13 protein-coding genes are annotated in these 15,757 nt (G+C 62.2%); 8 read left to right on the plus strand and 5 right to left on the minus strand.

Annotation, left to right across the window (positions count from 1 at the left end; genetic code table 11):
* Nucleotides 1–48: 48 nt before the first annotated feature.
* Both ACLBKR_RS08645 and ACLBKR_RS08650 read left to right on the plus strand, forming a co-directional pair.
* Nucleotides 49–1,020 carry a methyltetrahydrofolate cobalamin methyltransferase gene (locus ACLBKR_RS08645; protein WP_113457867.1) on the plus strand — a complete coding sequence of 324 codons (972 nt, stop codon included), beginning with the start codon at nt 49–51 and terminating at the stop codon, nt 1,018–1,020.
* Between the two features lie 139 nt (nt 1,021–1,159).
* Entirely contained in the window at nt 1,160–3,199 is a 2,040-nt protein-coding gene (locus tag ACLBKR_RS08650) for an ASKHA domain-containing protein (RefSeq protein WP_414901408.1), read from the plus strand.
* 318 nt (nt 3,200–3,517) lie between these two features.
* Here the strand turns inward: ACLBKR_RS08650 and ACLBKR_RS08655 are convergent, their stop codons facing one another.
* Together ACLBKR_RS08655 and ACLBKR_RS08660 are read right to left on the minus strand one after the other, a co-directional pair.
* Nucleotides 3,518–6,046, minus strand: coding sequence for an autotransporter domain-containing protein (locus ACLBKR_RS08655; protein ID WP_414901410.1), 2,529 nt, complete (start codon nt 6,044–6,046; stop codon nt 3,518–3,520).
* Nucleotides 6,047–6,328: 282 nt separating this feature from the next.
* Complete coding sequence (locus ACLBKR_RS08660; RefSeq protein ID WP_113425852.1) at nt 6,329–7,225, minus strand: LysR family transcriptional regulator; 897 nt, start codon at nt 7,223–7,225, stop codon at nt 6,329–6,331.
* A 109-nt stretch (nt 7,226–7,334) separates the two neighbouring features.
* Between ACLBKR_RS08660 and ACLBKR_RS08665 the strand changes: the two genes are divergently transcribed.
* From ACLBKR_RS08665 to ACLBKR_RS08675, 3 genes are all read left to right on the plus strand, one after another.
* On the plus strand, nt 7,335–7,511 hold the full coding sequence (locus tag ACLBKR_RS08665; RefSeq protein WP_162758827.1) for a hypothetical protein: 177 nt from the start codon (nt 7,335–7,337) through the stop codon (nt 7,509–7,511).
* Between the two features lie 118 nt (nt 7,512–7,629).
* Nucleotides 7,630–7,845 (plus strand): hypothetical protein, encoded by a 216-nt coding sequence (locus ACLBKR_RS08670; protein WP_414901413.1) that lies wholly within the window; start codon nt 7,630–7,632, stop codon nt 7,843–7,845.
* A 300-nt stretch (nt 7,846–8,145) separates the two neighbouring features.
* The gene (locus tag ACLBKR_RS08675) at nt 8,146–9,162 is read left to right on the plus strand and encodes a GlxA family transcriptional regulator (RefSeq protein WP_414901415.1); all 1,017 of its coding nucleotides are present in this window, start codon (nt 8,146–8,148) and stop codon (nt 9,160–9,162) included.
* A gap of 19 nt (nt 9,163–9,181) precedes the next feature.
* On the opposite strand, the gene ACLBKR_RS08680 is transcribed toward ACLBKR_RS08675, so the two are convergent.
* Nucleotides 9,182–9,790 carry a hypothetical protein gene (locus tag ACLBKR_RS08680; RefSeq protein WP_414901417.1) on the minus strand — a complete coding sequence of 203 codons (609 nt, stop codon included), beginning with the start codon at nt 9,788–9,790 and terminating at the stop codon, nt 9,182–9,184.
* A gap of 248 nt (nt 9,791–10,038) precedes the next feature.
* Here ACLBKR_RS08680 and ACLBKR_RS08685 point away from each other — a divergent pair, with 248 nt between their 5' ends.
* Complete coding sequence (locus ACLBKR_RS08685; protein ID WP_414901419.1) at nt 10,039–10,539, plus strand: hypothetical protein; 501 nt, start codon at nt 10,039–10,041, stop codon at nt 10,537–10,539.
* A 64-nt stretch (nt 10,540–10,603) separates the two neighbouring features.
* Here the strand turns inward: ACLBKR_RS08685 and ACLBKR_RS08690 are convergent, their stop codons facing one another.
* Nucleotides 10,604–12,412 carry a methyl-accepting chemotaxis protein gene (locus tag ACLBKR_RS08690; RefSeq protein ID WP_113443750.1) on the minus strand — a complete coding sequence of 603 codons (1,809 nt, stop codon included), beginning with the start codon at nt 12,410–12,412 and terminating at the stop codon, nt 10,604–10,606.
* A 217-nt stretch (nt 12,413–12,629) separates the two neighbouring features.
* Between ACLBKR_RS08690 and ACLBKR_RS08695 the strand changes: the two genes are divergently transcribed.
* Nucleotides 12,630–13,016 (plus strand): acyl-CoA thioesterase, encoded by a 387-nt coding sequence (locus ACLBKR_RS08695; RefSeq protein ID WP_112831392.1) that lies wholly within the window; start codon nt 12,630–12,632, stop codon nt 13,014–13,016.
* A 40-nt stretch (nt 13,017–13,056) separates the two neighbouring features.
* Here the strand turns inward: ACLBKR_RS08695 and ACLBKR_RS08700 are convergent, their stop codons facing one another.
* Entirely contained in the window at nt 13,057–13,407 is a 351-nt protein-coding gene (locus ACLBKR_RS08700) for a DMT family protein (protein ID WP_113341064.1), read from the minus strand.
* 308 nt (nt 13,408–13,715) lie between these two features.
* On the opposite strand from ACLBKR_RS08700, the gene ACLBKR_RS08705 reads away from it, so the two are divergent.
* Nucleotides 13,716–15,710 (plus strand): putative bifunctional diguanylate cyclase/phosphodiesterase, encoded by a 1,995-nt coding sequence (locus ACLBKR_RS08705; RefSeq protein WP_414901422.1) that lies wholly within the window; start codon nt 13,716–13,718, stop codon nt 15,708–15,710.
* The last annotated feature ends 47 nt before the right edge of the window (nt 15,711–15,757 follow it).

Raw genomic sequence — 15,757 nt, forward strand, 5'->3', positions numbered from 1 at the left:
TACCGGCACGCTAGACCTCAGTGACGCGCGCCCGACCGGAGGACCGAAATGACCCGCACCATCGTTGCATCCGCAACCCGAGAAATCATCATCGGCTTCGACCAGCCCTTCTGCGTCATCGGTGAGCGCATCAATCCGACCGGCCGCAAGAAGCTTGCCGCGGAGATGATCGAGGGCAATTTCGACACCGTCATCAAGGATGCGCTGGAACAGGTCGCCGCCGGCGCCACCATGCTCGACGTCAACGCGGGCGTCACCGCCGTCAACCCGAACGAGACCGAGCCGCCGCTCCTCGTCAAGACCATGGAAATCGTCCAGGGCCTCGTCGACGTGCCGCTTTCGATCGACAGTTCCGTGACCGCTGCCATCGAGGCCGCGCTCAAGGTCGCCAAGGGCCGGCCGCTCATCAATTCCGTCACCGGCGAGGAGGAAAAGCTCGAAGCCATCCTGCCGCTCTGCAAGAAATACGACGTGCCGGTCGTTGCGATCTCCAATGACGAGACCGGCATTTCGCAGGACCCTGACGTTCGCTTCGCTGTCGCAAAGAAGATCGTCGAGCGCGCCGCCGATTACGGCATCAAGCCGCATGACATCGTCGTCGACCCGCTGGTCATGCCGATCGGCGCCGTCGGTTCGGCCGGCCTTCAGGTCTTTGCCCTGCTGCGCCGCCTGCGCGATGAACTGAAGGTCAACACCACCTGCGGCCTGTCCAATATCTCCTTCGGCCTGCCGCATCGCCACGGCATCAACTCGGCCTTCATCCCGATGGTCATCGGCGCCGGCATGACGAGCGCGATCATGAACCCCTGCCGCCCGCAGGAGATGGAAATGGTCCGCGCTGCCAACGTCCTGAACGGCACCGATGAGAATTGCTACAACTGGATCAAGACCTACCGTGACTACAAGCCGGCCGAAGGCGGCCATGCGGCTCCCGCCGCGGCCCCGGTCGCCGCCTCGGGCGGCGGTGGTCGCCGCGGCGGCCGCGCCGCCCGCGTGGGTGGCGGTGCTGCCAGCGAGTAATGGTAGGCCTTTACCTGAGCCATATCCGATAAGATCACCCGCAGGCATCGCCTTCGGGTGATCTTTGGTTCTCGGCAAGCGGGAACGGAACACAGCAACAATCTGGATCGCGTTCCTTGACGACGCTGGAAAGATAGACATGACCGAAGCCTCCAAAGATCACCTCGTCCTCTTCATGCCGTCCGGCAAGCGCGGCCGTTTCCCCGTTGGAACGCCCGTTCTCGACGCGGCACGCTCGCTCGGCGTCTATGTCGAGAGCGTCTGCGGTGGCCGTGCCACCTGCGGCCGCTGTCAGATCGAGGTGCAGGAGGGCAATTTCGCCAAGCACGGCATCGTGTCCTCCAACGCGCACATTTCGCCGATCGGGCCGAAGGAGGAGCGCTACGACCGCGTCCGGGGTCTCCCCGAGGGCCGCCGCCTCTCCTGCTCGGCCACCATCCAGGGCGACCTCGTGGTCGATGTGCCGCAGGATACGGTCGTCAACGCGCAGGTGGTCCGCAAGGCCGCGACCGACCGCGTGATCGAACGCAACCCGGCCGTCCACCTCTGCTATGTCGAGGTCGATGAACCCGACATGCACAAGCCGCTCGGCGATCTCGATCGGCTCAAGGTCATGCTGGAAAAGGACTGGGGCCATTCCGATCTGCAGGTCGCGCCTTATCTGCTTCCCGAGATCCAGAAGATCCTGCGCAAGGGCAACTGGGCGGTGACCGCCGCAATCCACCGGGACAGCCCGACTTCGCGTCCGACCGTCATCGCGCTCTGGCCCGGCCTGCACAACGAGGCCTATGGCCTCGCCTGCGACATCGGCTCGACCACCATCGCCATACATCTGGTGTCGCTGCTGTCAGGCCGCATCGTCGCATCTTCGGGCGCATCCAACCCGCAGATCCGCTTCGGCGAGGATCTGATGAGCCGCGTCTCCTATGTGATGATGAACCCGGATGGACGCGAGGCCATGACCAAGGCCGTGCGTCAGGCGATCAACGAACTCACCGACAAGGTCTGCGCCGAAGGTGGTGTGTCGCGCACCGACATCCTCGACAGCGTCTTCGTCGCCAACCCGATCATGCACCACCTCTTCCTCGGCATCGATCCGACCGAACTTGGCCAGGCGCCCTTTGCGCTCGCCGTCTCCGGCGCGGTCTCCTGCGAGGCGAAGGACATCGAGCTTGCCCTCAATCCGGGTGCCCGCACCTATCTCCTGCCCTGCATTGCGGGCCATGTCGGCGCTGACGCGGCAGGTGCGACGCTTGCCGAGGGTCCGCATCGGCAGGATCGCATGATGCTGCTCGTCGATGTCGGCACCAATGCCGAGATCGTCCTCGGCAACAGCAATCGCGTCGTCGCCGCCTCCTCGCCCACCGGTCCCGCTTTCGAAGGCGCGGAAATTTCCTGCGGCCAGCGCGCGGCCCCCGGCGCCATCGAGCGCGTCCGCATCGATCCGGCTACGCTTGAACCCCGCTTTAAGGTCATCGGTGTCGAGCAATGGTCGGACGAGCCGGGCTTTGCCGAGGGGGCCGAAAAGGTCGGGATCACCGGCATCTGCGGCTCGGCCATCATTGAGGTCGTCGCGGAAATGTATCTCTCCGGCGTCATCTCCGCCGATGGCGTGGTGGACGGTTCTCTTGCCGCCCGCAGTCCGCGTATCCTGCCGAATGGGCGCACCTTCTCCTACCTGCTGCATGATGGCGCGCAGAAGATCAGCGTGACGCAGAACGACGTGCGCGCCATCCAGCTTGCCAAGGCGGCGCTCTATGCCGGCATCAAGCTGCTGATGGAAAAGCAGGAAGTAGAGACGGTCGACACCATCCGTTTCGCCGGTGCCTTTGGCTCCTTCATCGATCCGAAATACGCGATGGTGCTTGGTCTCATTCCGGATTGCGATCTCGCCGAGGTCAAGGCGGTCGGCAATGCCGCCGGAACCGGCGCCCTGATGGCGCTTCTCAACCGCGACCACCGGCGCGAGATCGAGGAAACGGTCCGCCGGATCGAGAAGATCGAAACGGCGCTGGAGCCCCATTTCCAGCAATTGTTCGTCGATGCCATGGCCTTGCCGAACAAGGTCGACGCCTTCCCTCATCTCTCGACGGTGGTGACGCTGCCCGAGCCCAAGGCCCTTGCCGACGATGCCGGCGGCGAAGGCGGCGGGCGGCGGCGGCGCAGGAGCCGCGAGTAGTACCAAAGGGTTGCTGATTGCCTCGCGAGGAAAAGGTTGTCGGATGATGTCGTCGGACAACCTCAGTTTGATGGCAAAGGTCTTCGTTGCAAGCCGATGCATGCTTTCCCGTCATGCCGGACTTGTTCCGGCATCCAGCAGCGCGATGTCCATCGCGTGCAAGACTCTTTTGCGATCAAGGACTTGATCGCGCTGGTTCCCGGCTCAAGGCCGGGAGGACGGCAGTGGGCGAAGCGCCGTCGGAGCACAAGACACAGTCCGTGAAGAGTTTGTCAGCGGTCTGAGGCTGTCGGAAGGGATCGACCGACAACCTTCGGGTCAGAACACCGATTTCAAACCGAGGCGCCCGGTATAACCCACCGACTCGTCGGTATAGACCGTGCCCTCGATCCCCCCGTAGATACTCATCGCTTCCTTGATCTGAACGTCGAACGAGGCGCCCAGTCGGAAACCGACGACGTTGCGTTGGGCAGAGTCGCTCAAGGTGAATTCCGAACCGTCCAGGGTAGCGGAGTAACCGTCATCGCCCATATTCTGCGTGTCGATAACCGCGCCGGTGAAGGTGAATGCGGCGGTCCGGCCGGATTCCAGCATTGTCTTGCGTGTAAGGTCCATCTGCAGACGGCCTTCGAGCGAATGGGTGTCGCGGGAATCGTAGCTGATGTTCTGCGACGAGCCGCTTTCCGTATAGTCCTCGTAGAAGGCGCCGACATAGCGCAGCCTTGCGCTGGGTGTAAGCGACCACTCCGGAGCTATGTCATAACTCCTGCTTACGGAAAATTCCGGCGAAACGTACCATCCCCAGAAGTCGCCTTCCGCCCATTCGCTGCCAGCGTTGACCGAGCGGCGCGTATCGTTGTCGATGGCGCCAATGGTCAGCGATGCGTTGAGCAGGAAGCCGTTGACGGGAGCGGCCCCATAAATCCCGACAAATCCAGTCTGGCCGTCGAGCGAGTTGCTGTTGTCGCTGAGGTCGGCATTGACCGCGCCCGCGCCGGCAAAAAGACCGAGGCGCGCATTGTCGAACTGCCTGTCCACACCGGCGATCAAGCCGTAGTGATAGATATCGCTCTCGAAGTTATCGGAGGTGCCGGGTTGATGCCGCCCGCCACCGAAGACGCGGGCCCAGAAGAGGTTGCCGGACCGGTCGAGGGCCACGCCGTCGCTGATCCGGGCGATGGCCTGCTGAGCCGGCGTGGCCTGCTTCGTCTCGCCGTAGGCAAGCGGCTCGGTTCCCGGGGCGCCGCCGGGAATCTCGTCCGGGCGCTGCAGGTCGAGCGCCAGAATGCTGCCGATCACGTCGGAGACGGAATCGGTATATTGGCTCGCGATATTGGCGACCGGCGTGGCGCTCACCACGTTGATGGTCCCGGTCGTATCCGCATTGCTGAGCACCAGGACCTGTGAGGAATTGTTGAGGGTGATCGTGTTGGCCGCCGACAGATAGTTGGCGGCTGGAATACGGTAGCTGCCCGCTCCGAAGGTCGTGGTGTTGCCCGTAGTGGCGTTATAGTCGACAACGCCTTCGAAAACGGAGCCAGGCAAGATATTCAGCGTATTGCCGCCGCTGCCGTAGAAGACCGAGGCCTGCTCGCCCCTGATCGTTCCGGACGATGTGATGCTGTTGCCGGACCCGTCGAGGTAAACGCCGTAGTTCGACGCCAAAATCGTGCCGGTGTTGGTGAGGCGCGCCCCGCGCAGGGTAACGCCGTCGCCTTCGAGAGCTGTAACCGTGCCGCTGTTCTCAATGGAGATCTGTCCGTCGCCGGTCACCGCATCGATACCGCTTTCACCGGTGATCTTGCCGCTGTTGACGATGGAGATATCGCCAAGATCGGCCTCGGCCGTCACGGCCGTGTCGTCGGGAGCATCGATCGTACCGGTATTGGTGATCGAAATGTCGCCGGAGTTTTCGGCATAGGCCTGTATGCCGAAATGCCCGGCACCGGCGTCGGTGATCGACGTGTCGTCATAGGCGCCCGCCCAGCCGCTGTTCACGATCGTCACGTCGCCGTCGGTGCTCCAGGCCTGCAGGGCGATATCGTCCCTGGCCGTGACGCTGCCGGAATTGTAAAGCGACACGTCGCCCGAGGCAGACCATGCGACAAGTCCCTGTCGCGTGGCGGATGTCACCGTCCCGGTATTCGTTATGGTCGAAAGGCCGTGATAATTGATGCTGCGTATGCCGGCGGTATAGGCATCCACCACCCCGTTGTTGACGATGGACACCAGCGCTGGCGACGCATCGCTGTCGTTGTAGCCCCCGTCCCCGTAAAGTCCCCGCTCCGTCGCCGACGTGACATGGCCGTTGTTGACGATCGAGACGCTCCCCTGGTTTGTCGTGACCGTGATGCCCGGACCCACGACGTTCGCGGTAACCGTTGCATCGTTCACGATCGAAATGTCGCCGGACACGTCGTTTCGCAGCCAGACCGCACCGAAGCCGCCGGCCGATGTGATGGACACGCCCTCGCCGAGATAGACATTAAGCGTGTGGTCCGGCGCATGGGTTTGCGAATAAACCGCGCTGTAGCTCGGATTGTAGATCGTGGTGTTGCCGGTGATGGTGAGCGTCTGCTCCGTCGGCGTCACGGAAGCGCTGGACGGTGCCAGTTCGACGCCGACCGTTGTTTCGTCACTGACTGTGAGCGAAGAAGTCCCCGCCCCGGCATATCCGCTGATGAACCCCGCATCGCAGCGCGTGAGGCTGAATGTACCGGAAAAACTGCAACTTGCCTGCGCCTCGCCGTGCATCACCGGGACCATGGCCCCGAGCACGGAAAAGGCGAGAATAAAACCGGATCTGTACATGATGGCGGAGGGGAGCAGATTTTTTGGAAATACCATTTTTGATTCTCAAGTCAGCGACAGCGACAATGAATCAATTCTTAATATGCTCTCGTTGCACTAAACAATTGCTCCCCTCGATTGTTGAACAGGTATCGAGTGGATGGAAAGAGATATAATATGTTTTGCAAATCAATACGATAGATCGATTCCCTTGCATCTTTCGGCGACCGCATCGCGTGTAACGCCCCAAAAAAGTCAAGATTGGGCTGCGCGGCGTAACAGGTGGTCCGGTCTCGGATCAGAAGGGCGCGGCGCAAGGAAATCCGGATTGAGGGCGATTTAGGCCGCCAATCCGATCATTTCCGAAAAGGCGAAACGCACGCTGTCGGCGACGGCGCCTATGGTGTCGCTCGTCTCCGCTCCGGTCAGCAGCCGGACTTCGAAGGAGCCGAGATCGGGCAGGCCGTGCTTGCTGCCGAGTGCCACCATGTCGTCGGTCAGATAGCTCCGCGGCAGGGGCGCCACGGCGAGATCGGCGATGACCGCGGCGCGCTGCGCCATCGTGTGGGCCGAGAGGTAGGCGATGCGATACTGGCGCTTTTCCTTTTCCAGCCGCGCCAGCGCGTCCGCGCGCCAGCAGCACCCGTCCTCCCAGATCGACACCGGCAGCGGATCGCGCAGATGCGCGGTGCCGCACTTGGCTCCCGCCCACACGAGTTGCTCGGTATGGATCACCTCGCCTTCATGGCTGACGATGCCCGGAGCGCAATTGATAAGCGTCAGGTCGAGCCTCTGCTCCTGCAGGCGGCGGCGCAGTTGGGAGGACGTGTCCACCGTCAGATCGACCATGATCGCCGGGTAGACTTCGGCGAAACGGCGCAGGATCGTCGGCATGAAGCGTTCGCCGATGTCGTCGGGAGCGCCGAGACGGACGACCCCCTTCATCTCCGGCATGCGGAAACGGCCGACCGCCTCGTTCGAGAGGGCGAGCATCCGTCGGGCATAGGGCAATAGCGTCTCGCCGCTTTCCGTCAGCGTCACCGACCGTGCATCGCGCAGGAAGAGCGTCGCGTTCAACTGCTCTTCCAGTTTCTTGATCTGCATCGAAACGGCCGACGGGGTGCGAAACACCCTGTCTGCGGCCGTGGTGAAACTGCCCGTCTCCGCAATCGCCACGAATGTGCGCAGGATGTCGTTATCCAGCAGCGGCAGGGGTTGGCGAATTGTCAGGGTCATCGCGCAATCCTCAATATAATTGAATATGAAGACCATATCATTTCATTTGATTGATAGTCAACTCGCCCCCATATTTACCAGCAAGGGTTGGTAGCGAGGAGATGTCGATATGCTGATAGCCATCATTACGCGCCTGATTAATGCCACCGGAGCACAATCATTGGTGGTTTCCCTTTTGCAGGGAAGACAGCGTGCGAAGCTCGCACGCGAGATGGAGCAGCTTCCCCGCCGTCTTCAGCGCGATGTCGGCTGGCCGCCGCGGAAGAAACGGGCAAGCGACGTGTAGCAGAGTTCGTATCATCAATATTCATGATGATACCGTTGAAAAACATTCGTTGGATTGATGACGCATTAAGGTGCAAAACGAATGGGCCGGATGAGGCGCACACGAAAAGGAGAATGCTATGACTATGGTAATGGATGAGGCACGGTTTTCCCGGCGCTCGCGCCGGTCATGGGCAGCGGCCGGGATTTCGGCAGGTCTCGTTTCCGTGATTGCCGCCTGGCGCGAATGGCACCGGCGACGCGAGGAGGATCGCGCCCTCGAGGCGATGCCTTTCGATCTCAGGAAAGACCTCGGCTGGCCTGCCGGCGACACGGCGCGTCCGCGATCCCGTTAGTCACATTTGCGACAGGCCCGTTGCCCCGGACATGCCGCCAATGACGGATACGGGTGAAGGTTTTGCTTTGATCCCTGCGATCGCAGTCGAATTCCCGATGAATTTTCAGTCATCTGACGAAATTTCCCGGCCCGGGCGGAAATCTCCTTCCGCCCGGGCCGAACTTTGAAAAAATGTCGCGTTTCCGATGTCCCGTCGGAAAAACCGCCGCTTTTCGTCACTATGATGTCGCATATCGGCAACCGGAAAGCGCCGTTCCACGCAAGGAATGGGAAAAACGTGGGAACAATGGGCATCGACATGAACAAGCAGACCAAGAAGCGCTCGCTCGTCTTTTTTCTGGTACCGCATTTCACGCTTCTGCCTTTCGCAGGTGCGATTGAAACGCTGCGCATCGCCAACCGCATGCTCGGTTATTCCGCCTATGAATGGCGCCTTGCCTCGGTCGACGGGCAGAAGGTCTATTCGTCGAGCGGCATCGCCATGGAGGTCAATTCCTCGCTGGCCGACGAACGGCGCTTCCTCTCCGGCGAAAACCGCCCGAGCATGGCGATCGTCTGTTCCGGCATCTATGTCGAGGAATTCCACAACAAGTCGGTGAACGCCTGGCTGCGGGAAGCCTATAACCGCGGTTGCGCCGTCGGCAGCCTCTGTACCGGCGCCCATGTGCTGGCGCAGGCGGGGCTGCTCAACGGCAAACGCTGCGCCATCCACTGGGAGAACCTTCCCGGTTTCTCCGAAACCTTCCCGCAGGCGGAGGTCTATGCCGATCTCTATGAAGTCGACGGCAATCTCTACACCTGCGCCGGCGGCACGGCCTCGCTGGACATGATGCTGAACCTGATCGGCCAGGATTTCGGCGAGGGTCTCGTCAACCGCGTCTGCGAGCAGCACCTGACCGACCGCGTGCGCAGCGCCCATGACCGCCAGCGCCTGCCGCTGCGCGCCCGCCTCGGCGTACAGAACTCCAAGGTCCTGTCGATCATCGAGCTCATGGAAAACAATCTGTCGGAGCCGCTCTCCCTTCTGGAGATCGCCGATGATGCCGGCCTGTCGCGCCGTCAGATCGAGCGCCTGTTCCGCCAGGAGATGGGGCGCTCCCCCGCCCGCTACTATCTCGAGATCCGTCTCGACCGGGCCCGCCATCTGCTGGTCCAGTCGTCCATGCCGGTCGTCGAGGTGGCGGTCGCCTGCGGCTTCGTATCCGCCTCGCACTTCTCCAAGTGTTATCGCGAACTCTACAACCGTTCCCCCCAGCAGGAACGCGCCGAGCGCAAGCTGACCATGTCCACCAATCGCACGGGCGTCGTCGTCTGAGGTCGCAGCGCCTGCGGCGTCAAAGACCGCCGCCGGTAATCTCCTGGCCGTCAGGCGGCAGGATAACGGGATTTTCCGTCCCGATCCCGTCGACCACCGGCTGGGCGGTCGTGCCTTCGGCAATCGCCATCGGCCCCTGCGGCACGAGGATCTGCGGTGCGACCGGTTCCCTTGGCTCGGCGGACGGGGCCACGCCGAGTTCGGCGTCGATGTTGATGCCCTCGGCGGGAATGTCGTAAGCGCCTCCCGCCGGTGACGAAAGCGCTTCCGCGCCCGGCTCGGCTGGCGGCAATGCCATCCCCTCGCTCGACGTCATCTCCGTTTCGGCTGTCGCGCCACTGTCCAGGCCTGCGAGATTGGGCGTATCGAGATAGTCTATCGCCGCGCTGCCTTGGTTGCCGCGCACCGGTTCCGCCGCGTAAGCCACCGGCGATCCGGCGGGACCGAGCAGTTGCCTGCCGGCATCGACGTCCTGGACGCGGCCTTCGAGTTGCCGGTCGCTCGTGGCGGATCGCGTGGGATTGGCCGCAATGTCCTGGGGCGGCATGACGCGGTCGCCGGTGCACGAGGCAATGGCCGCGGCCGGCAGGAGGACCAACGCGGAACGTTGCAGAAAGGAAGACGCCATACCAAAATCCGTCTGCTTGAGCCTGAAACCGGCATGCACAGAGAATAGACGCGAGCCGTTAATGTTTCGTTTGGATTTTAGTCAATGGCGACCGGCTTTCGGCACGATTGCCGGAACCGATTCGGGAAATGGCGCTTCGGCGTCTCGAAGCCGCTGCGGCATTCCGGTCGGTTTTGGCGCTTGTGCAGCCCGCAGTCCCGTGCCTAGATCCGGTGCATGTCAATCCTTGCGCATAAGGGGGATCTTCCATGCCGGCTCCGCGTCTCGTCGCAGCTCTTGGCCTGCTCGTGTTCACTGCCCTGCCCGCCCTGTCCGCCGAGTGCGAAAGATGGAAGGCGGAGGTCTGGGACGTCGAGGGCGGCAGGGCGATGACCGCCCACGTCTGCGCCCCCGTGACGGACGGCGACCGGGAGGCGATGCTCTATCTGCAATGCGGCGAGCCGGGCATGCTGGCGCTGAGCTATGACGACGGCGGCCGGGGTGATCCGCCTGGCGGCAATCCCGAATGGAGCGGACCGGTCGTCATTTCCAGCGACGCCGGGAAACGCGAGGAAACCTTCGTCTACCAGGCCATGGACGGCACCCTTTTTCTCCCCTTGCCGCAGGACGGCCCGGTTCTCGCCATGGTGAAGAGCGGTTCTTCGATCACGCTCGCCCCGCGCGAACCCGCGTTCGGGACGCGGACCTTCACGCTCTCCGGCTCCTCTGCGGCGCTGGCGAAGCTTGCCTCGACCTGCCGGAGGAACTGATGTTCCGGAAAAACGAAAACCGCCGGCAGGGCCTCCCGCCGGCGGTCGATATCGGTCAGGCGTGTCAGGCTGCGTGACGCCGTCCTGTTCCTTCCGCACCCACCCGCAACCGTGACAGCAGTTCGCGCAGATGCCGGCTTTCCTCCGCCAGCGTCTGGCCGGCCGCCGAGGTCTCCTCGACCATGGCGGCGTTCTGCTGCGTCATCTGGTCCATATGGTTGACGGACGTGTTGATCTCCTGCAGCCCTGTCGCCTGTTCACGTGCCGCGGTCGCGATCGAAGCGACGTGGTCGTTGACCTCGTTGACCAGTTTCTCGATCTCGACCAGTGCTTCCCCGGTGGAGCGGACCAGCGTAACACCGTTCCCGACCTCGGCCGCCGAGTCGTGGATCAGCGTCTTGATCTCCTTCGCCGCATTGGCGGAACGCTGGGCAAGCTCCCGCACTTCCTGGGCGACGACCGCAAAGCCGCGGCCGGCTTCTCCGGCCCGGGCCGCCTCGACCCCGGCGTTGAGCGCCAGGAGGTTGGTCTGGAAGGCGATTTCGTCGATCACCGAGATGATCTGGTTGATCCGGTTGGACGAAGCCTCGATCCGCCCCATGGCATCGACGGCATTGCGCACGATCTCGCCGGAGCGGTTGGCGCTGAGCTTGGTTTCGCTCACCTTGTCGCGCGCCTCTGCGGCGCGTTCGGATGCGGTCCGGACGGTTGCCGTGATTTCGTCGAGCGCGGCGGCGGTCTCCTCCAGCGCGGCTGCCTGCTGCTCGGTCCGGCGCGACAGGTTGTTGGTTGCCTCGCTGATACCGCCCGCGTTCTCGCTGACGATGTCGCTGGTGTGGTTGATGGCGGAGATGACGCCGTTCAGCGCCGAGACCGCCCGGTTGAAGTCCTGCCGCAGCTTTTCGTAGTCAGCTCCGATATTGCCGACCTGCACCGTCAGGTCGCCTTCCGCTAGGCGTTCGAGAGCCGTGCCGATTTCGCCGATCGCGAGGTTCTGCCGGTCCGAGGCGCTGCGCAGCACGTTTTCGTTGTTCTGGCGTTCGGAATCCAGGTGAGCCTGCTGTTCTGCTTCCCGTTCGCGCAACTGAATACGCTCCCGAACGGATTCGCGAAGCACCAGCAGGGTGTCTGCCATGCCGCCGATCTCGTCCCTGCGGCCGGCATCGACGATCTCCGTGTCCACCCGTTCCTCGGCGATGTCGGCCATGGCCGCCTTCAGGCGGTTTACCGGCTTCACGACGCTGCGCACCACGGCATAGGCGCTTGCGACGACGATGACGACGCTTGCCAGGATAATGGCGCCGAACCACATGGCGTTCTTGTAGAACATCGCCTGCAGATCGTCCGCATAGACGCCCGTTCCGACGATCCAGCCCCAGGGAGCGAAGCCGACGACATGCGAGAATTTCTCGACCGGCGCCTCGGCACCGGGTTTCGGCCAGTAGTAATCGACATAACCCTCGCCCTTTTCCTTCACGATGCGGGCGAACTCGACAAAGATGCGCTTGCCGTTCGGATCCTGCATCGAGGACAGGTCCTTGCCGTTCAGTTCGGGCTTGATCGGATGCAGGACCATTCTGGCATCCGTGTCGTTGATCCACAGATAGCCATCCTTGCCGTAGCGCATCGCGCCGATCACCTCCTTGGCCTTGGCCTGGGCTTCGTCGCGGCTAAGTGTGCCGGCCTCCTCCATCTTGTGATACTTTGCAAACACGGCCAGAGCCGTCTGGTCGATCGATGCAAGTCCCGCGCGCCGCTCCGCCGCCAGCGTCTCGTAAGAGCGGAAAAGGCTGAATGTCAGCGTCGCGACGAGCACGCCAAGCGCCAGCGCCACAAGCAAATAGAGTCTGATGGAAATACCGAAATTTCTCATTGAAACGTCCCCCGAAAATGTATCGGAGATCGTTTCATCGTCAAATTACGAAATCTGTAAATTGGAATATGTGAATATTTGTAGGCAATAAATCATAGTCGCGGCGAGCGGTCGCTCTTCCATTGTATGGCGCCAGCATATCTCCTAGCCTGTATCTACGACGATTCCGCCGGGCGTCCCTCGCCGCCGGACCATATGCAAGACAGGAAAGCGAAAGATGAGCGGCGAAGCCAGGCCCACCGGCGAATTGACCTTGCGAACCCTTGCCATGCCGGCGGACGCCAATGCGGCCGGGGATATTTTCGGCGGCTGGGTCATGGCGCAGATGGACCTTGCCTCGGGCATCCGTGCCGCCGAGCGCGCGCACGGCCGCGTGGTCACTGCCGCAGTCCGGGAAATGGCCTTCGCGCTACCGGTCAAGATTGGCGACACCCTGTGCATCTATACCGACGTGACGAAGGTCGGACGCACGTCCATGACGCTTTCCGTCGAGGCCTGGGCGCAGCGCTATCTCACGCACACGCTTGAAAAGGTCACCGAGGCGACCTTCGTAATGGTCGCGCTCGATGGCGAAGGAAAACCGACACCCGTTCCGCCGGCCTGACCCGGAATCGGACGAAGCGCGGAGCCCGCAGCATCATAGCTCAGGCGCGGAAAATCAGGGCTGCACCGACCGCAATCAGCGCAAAGCCGAAAAAGTGGTTGATGGTGAGCGATTCCTTCAGCCAGAAGACCGAAAATCCGGAAAAGACCAGCAGTGTGATGACTTCCTGAATGGTCTTCAACTGCGCGGCCGAATAGACCTGCGCGCCGATCCGGTTTGCCGGAACCGCCAGGCAATATTCGAAGAAGGCGATCCCCCAGCTGATGAGGATGGCGCCAATCAGCGCCGAGCTGCGGAACTTGAGGTGTCCGTACCAGGCGAAGGTCATGAAGACGTTGGAGAGAGACAGCAGCACGATTGGCCAGACGGCGGCCGGATTGACGAATGACATGGAGTGACCCTGCAGAAGATGCGGTTGGTTTGACTGTCGCGTTCGTGGGAGAATCGAAGGCGCGACGGTTTGCATGAGACATGCAGCAATATGACAGCACGTCCAGTCTCGGTGATCGCGAGCGTTGTTCGTACCTACCCTAAAATTCGGTAGCGTACAAAAAAGGTCCCTTTGCGATCAATCGATTACCCCAAAAATGGGGTGGGCGGCCGTTAAATGAATCTTATCGGAATCGTGTCAGGATCATGGCCGGTTCTGATATTCAACGACTTTTTTGCTCATTTTCATTTTTCAACCGGATTGCCGCATTGACCCAGAACGCCAAGCCGATTGCTGCGAAGTTTCTGCCGGAGATCCGCAAGGCTCAGGCAACACACCTTGTTGAAGGACTGCCGGCCACCCTCTCCTTTAATGCCCTGATCTCGGCCTCGACAGCTGTCCTTGCCTTTATTGCCCACGGTGCCTCGCTCTCCGTATCCCTCTGGTTCGCCGTCCTGCTCGGTACGCTGGCCCTCCGTCTCGTTGCGTGCCGTAGGCTCCTGCGCTTTCACTGGATCGAGACCCGGCCCGAGTATGCCCTGCGGGTGCTCGTCGGGGGAGCGTTTCTTTCGGGTCTTGCCTGGGCGGCCCTTCCCTACTGCGTTCCGGGTTTCGATCTCTCCAATATCGGCGGATTGCTCATTCTCGTGATGATCGGCATTTCCGCCGGCTCGATTCTGCGCGGCATTGGCGACACCCGTGTGGCACTCACCTTCTCGCTTCCGATTCACCTCTCGATTCTCCTGGCCCTGCTCAACATTGGCGGCATCTTTTCCGCCCTCATGACCATCAACGTCCTCGGAATGATGCTGGTGATGATCCGCTCCAGCCGGTCGGCCGAGGCCGTCTTCATCAGCAATATTGTGAGCAAGCTCGAAGCGACGGAACTGGCCCAATCGCTCGCCATCGCCAATGACGAGATCCTGCAGCAGAACGCCCGTCTTGAGACGCTTGCAAATCGCGACACCACGACGGGTCTCGCCAATCGCATGTATTTCAACGGCCGGCTGCTCGGCGATATCGCCGAAGCCTCGGTAAAGGGAGGCGAGGTCGCGCTGCTGATCGTTGATCTCGACCGTTTCAAGTCCATCAACGACACGCTGGGCCATAGCGCCGGCGATGCGGTGCTGCGCGAGGTCGGTCGCCGCCTCAGCGAGATAGTCGGGAACGACGGACTGATCGCCCGCCTCGGCGGCGACGAATTCGCGGTCGTCACCACAGGCCCCGACGCATGCGATCGGGCCCTCGCCCATGCCGGTCGGCTGATCGAGGCGAGCGGTGCGCCGATCGCCTATGGCGGTGCGCAATCTGTCGTCGGGCTCAGCATGGGACTGGCCGCCTTTCCCACCCATGCGCAGAGCGCTGAGGAACTTCTCGCCTGCGCCGACATGGCTGTCTACGAGGCCAAGGCCAAGGGCCGCCGCCAACTTCAGGAATTCGATCCCGGCTTGAAGGAGCAGGCCGACCGGCTGCGGCTGATCGAGCAGGATCTCGAACAGGCCATTCTTTCCGGTCAGATCGAGGTCTGGTTCCAGCCTCAGGTGCGGCTGGACAGCAACGAAATCTCGGGCTTCGAGGCATTGGTGCGCTGGTATCACCCCCATATCGGCTTCATTTCTCCGCCGGAGATCATCTCCGCGGCCCAGTCCATGCACTTGGCCGAGAAGCTGACAGGCCATATCGCCGCCGCCGTATGCCGCATGCTCAACCGCCTTCCGGGACTGGGATTGCCGGACGCCACCGTTGCCCTCAACATTTCGCCGCGTGAATTCGCCCTCTATTCGGTCGCCGATATGCTGGAACTGGTCACATGCCAGCATGGCATCAACCCGGCCCGTCTGGAAATCGAGATCACCGAAGAGGCGATCCTCGACACCGAGGGAGCCGGCGAGCAGCTGAAGCGGCTGGAAACGGCCGGATACAAGCTTGCGGTCGATGATTTCGGCATGGGCCATTCCTCCCTCGCCTATCTCATCAGCCTGAAGATCGACCGGCTCAAGATCGACCGCAGCTTCGCCAGGGGCGTTGCCGGCTCCCGCGCCAATCAGGATCTCATCGCCGCCCTTGTCGGCCTTGGCTCTGCCCTGTCGCTCGACATCGTCATCGAGGGCGTCGAGACGGAGGAGGACGCCGCGATCCTCGGCATGCTCGGCTGCCGCATCGCCCAGGGCTATCACTTTGCCCGGCCGATGCCCGTGGAAAGCCTGCTCGGCTGGATTGCCGGCCACCGCGAACAGACCGCCGCCCGCAAGGCCGTCGCGTGAGTGTTCGATAGGATCGGTCTTCCCGCTGCCCGAGGGTTTTACCGCCG

This window comes from Paenirhizobium cremeum, from assembly GCF_047553425.1.
Lineage (GTDB): Bacteria > Pseudomonadota > Alphaproteobacteria > Rhizobiales > Rhizobiaceae > Allorhizobium > Allorhizobium cremeum.

Coding starts and splice junctions, on each gene's coding strand:
- ACLBKR_RS08665 (WP_162758827.1), top strand. CDS start 7,335: ATGCTGATAGCCATCATTACGCGCCTGATTAATGCCACCGGAGCACAA.
- ACLBKR_RS08645 (WP_113457867.1), top strand. CDS start 49: ATGACCCGCACCATCGTTGCATCCGCAACCCGAGAAATCATCATCGGC.
- ACLBKR_RS08700 (WP_113341064.1), bottom strand. CDS start 13,407: ATGTCATTCGTCAATCCGGCCGCCGTCTGGCCAATCGTGCTGCTGTCT.
- ACLBKR_RS08650 (WP_414901408.1), top strand. CDS start 1,160: ATGACCGAAGCCTCCAAAGATCACCTCGTCCTCTTCATGCCGTCCGGC.
- ACLBKR_RS08695 (WP_112831392.1), top strand. CDS start 12,630: ATGAGCGGCGAAGCCAGGCCCACCGGCGAATTGACCTTGCGAACCCTT.
- ACLBKR_RS08690 (WP_113443750.1), bottom strand. CDS start 12,412: ATGAGAAATTTCGGTATTTCCATCAGACTCTATTTGCTTGTGGCGCTG.
- ACLBKR_RS08680 (WP_414901417.1), bottom strand. CDS start 9,790: ATGGCGTCTTCCTTTCTGCAACGTTCCGCGTTGGTCCTCCTGCCGGCC.
- ACLBKR_RS08675 (WP_414901415.1), top strand. CDS start 8,146: ATGAACAAGCAGACCAAGAAGCGCTCGCTCGTCTTTTTTCTGGTACCG.
- ACLBKR_RS08670 (WP_414901413.1), top strand. CDS start 7,630: ATGACTATGGTAATGGATGAGGCACGGTTTTCCCGGCGCTCGCGCCGG.
- ACLBKR_RS08685 (WP_414901419.1), top strand. CDS start 10,039: ATGCCGGCTCCGCGTCTCGTCGCAGCTCTTGGCCTGCTCGTGTTCACT.
- ACLBKR_RS08660 (WP_113425852.1), bottom strand. CDS start 7,225: ATGACCCTGACAATTCGCCAACCCCTGCCGCTGCTGGATAACGACATC.
- ACLBKR_RS08655 (WP_414901410.1), bottom strand. CDS start 6,046: ATGGTATTTCCAAAAAATCTGCTCCCCTCCGCCATCATGTACAGATCC.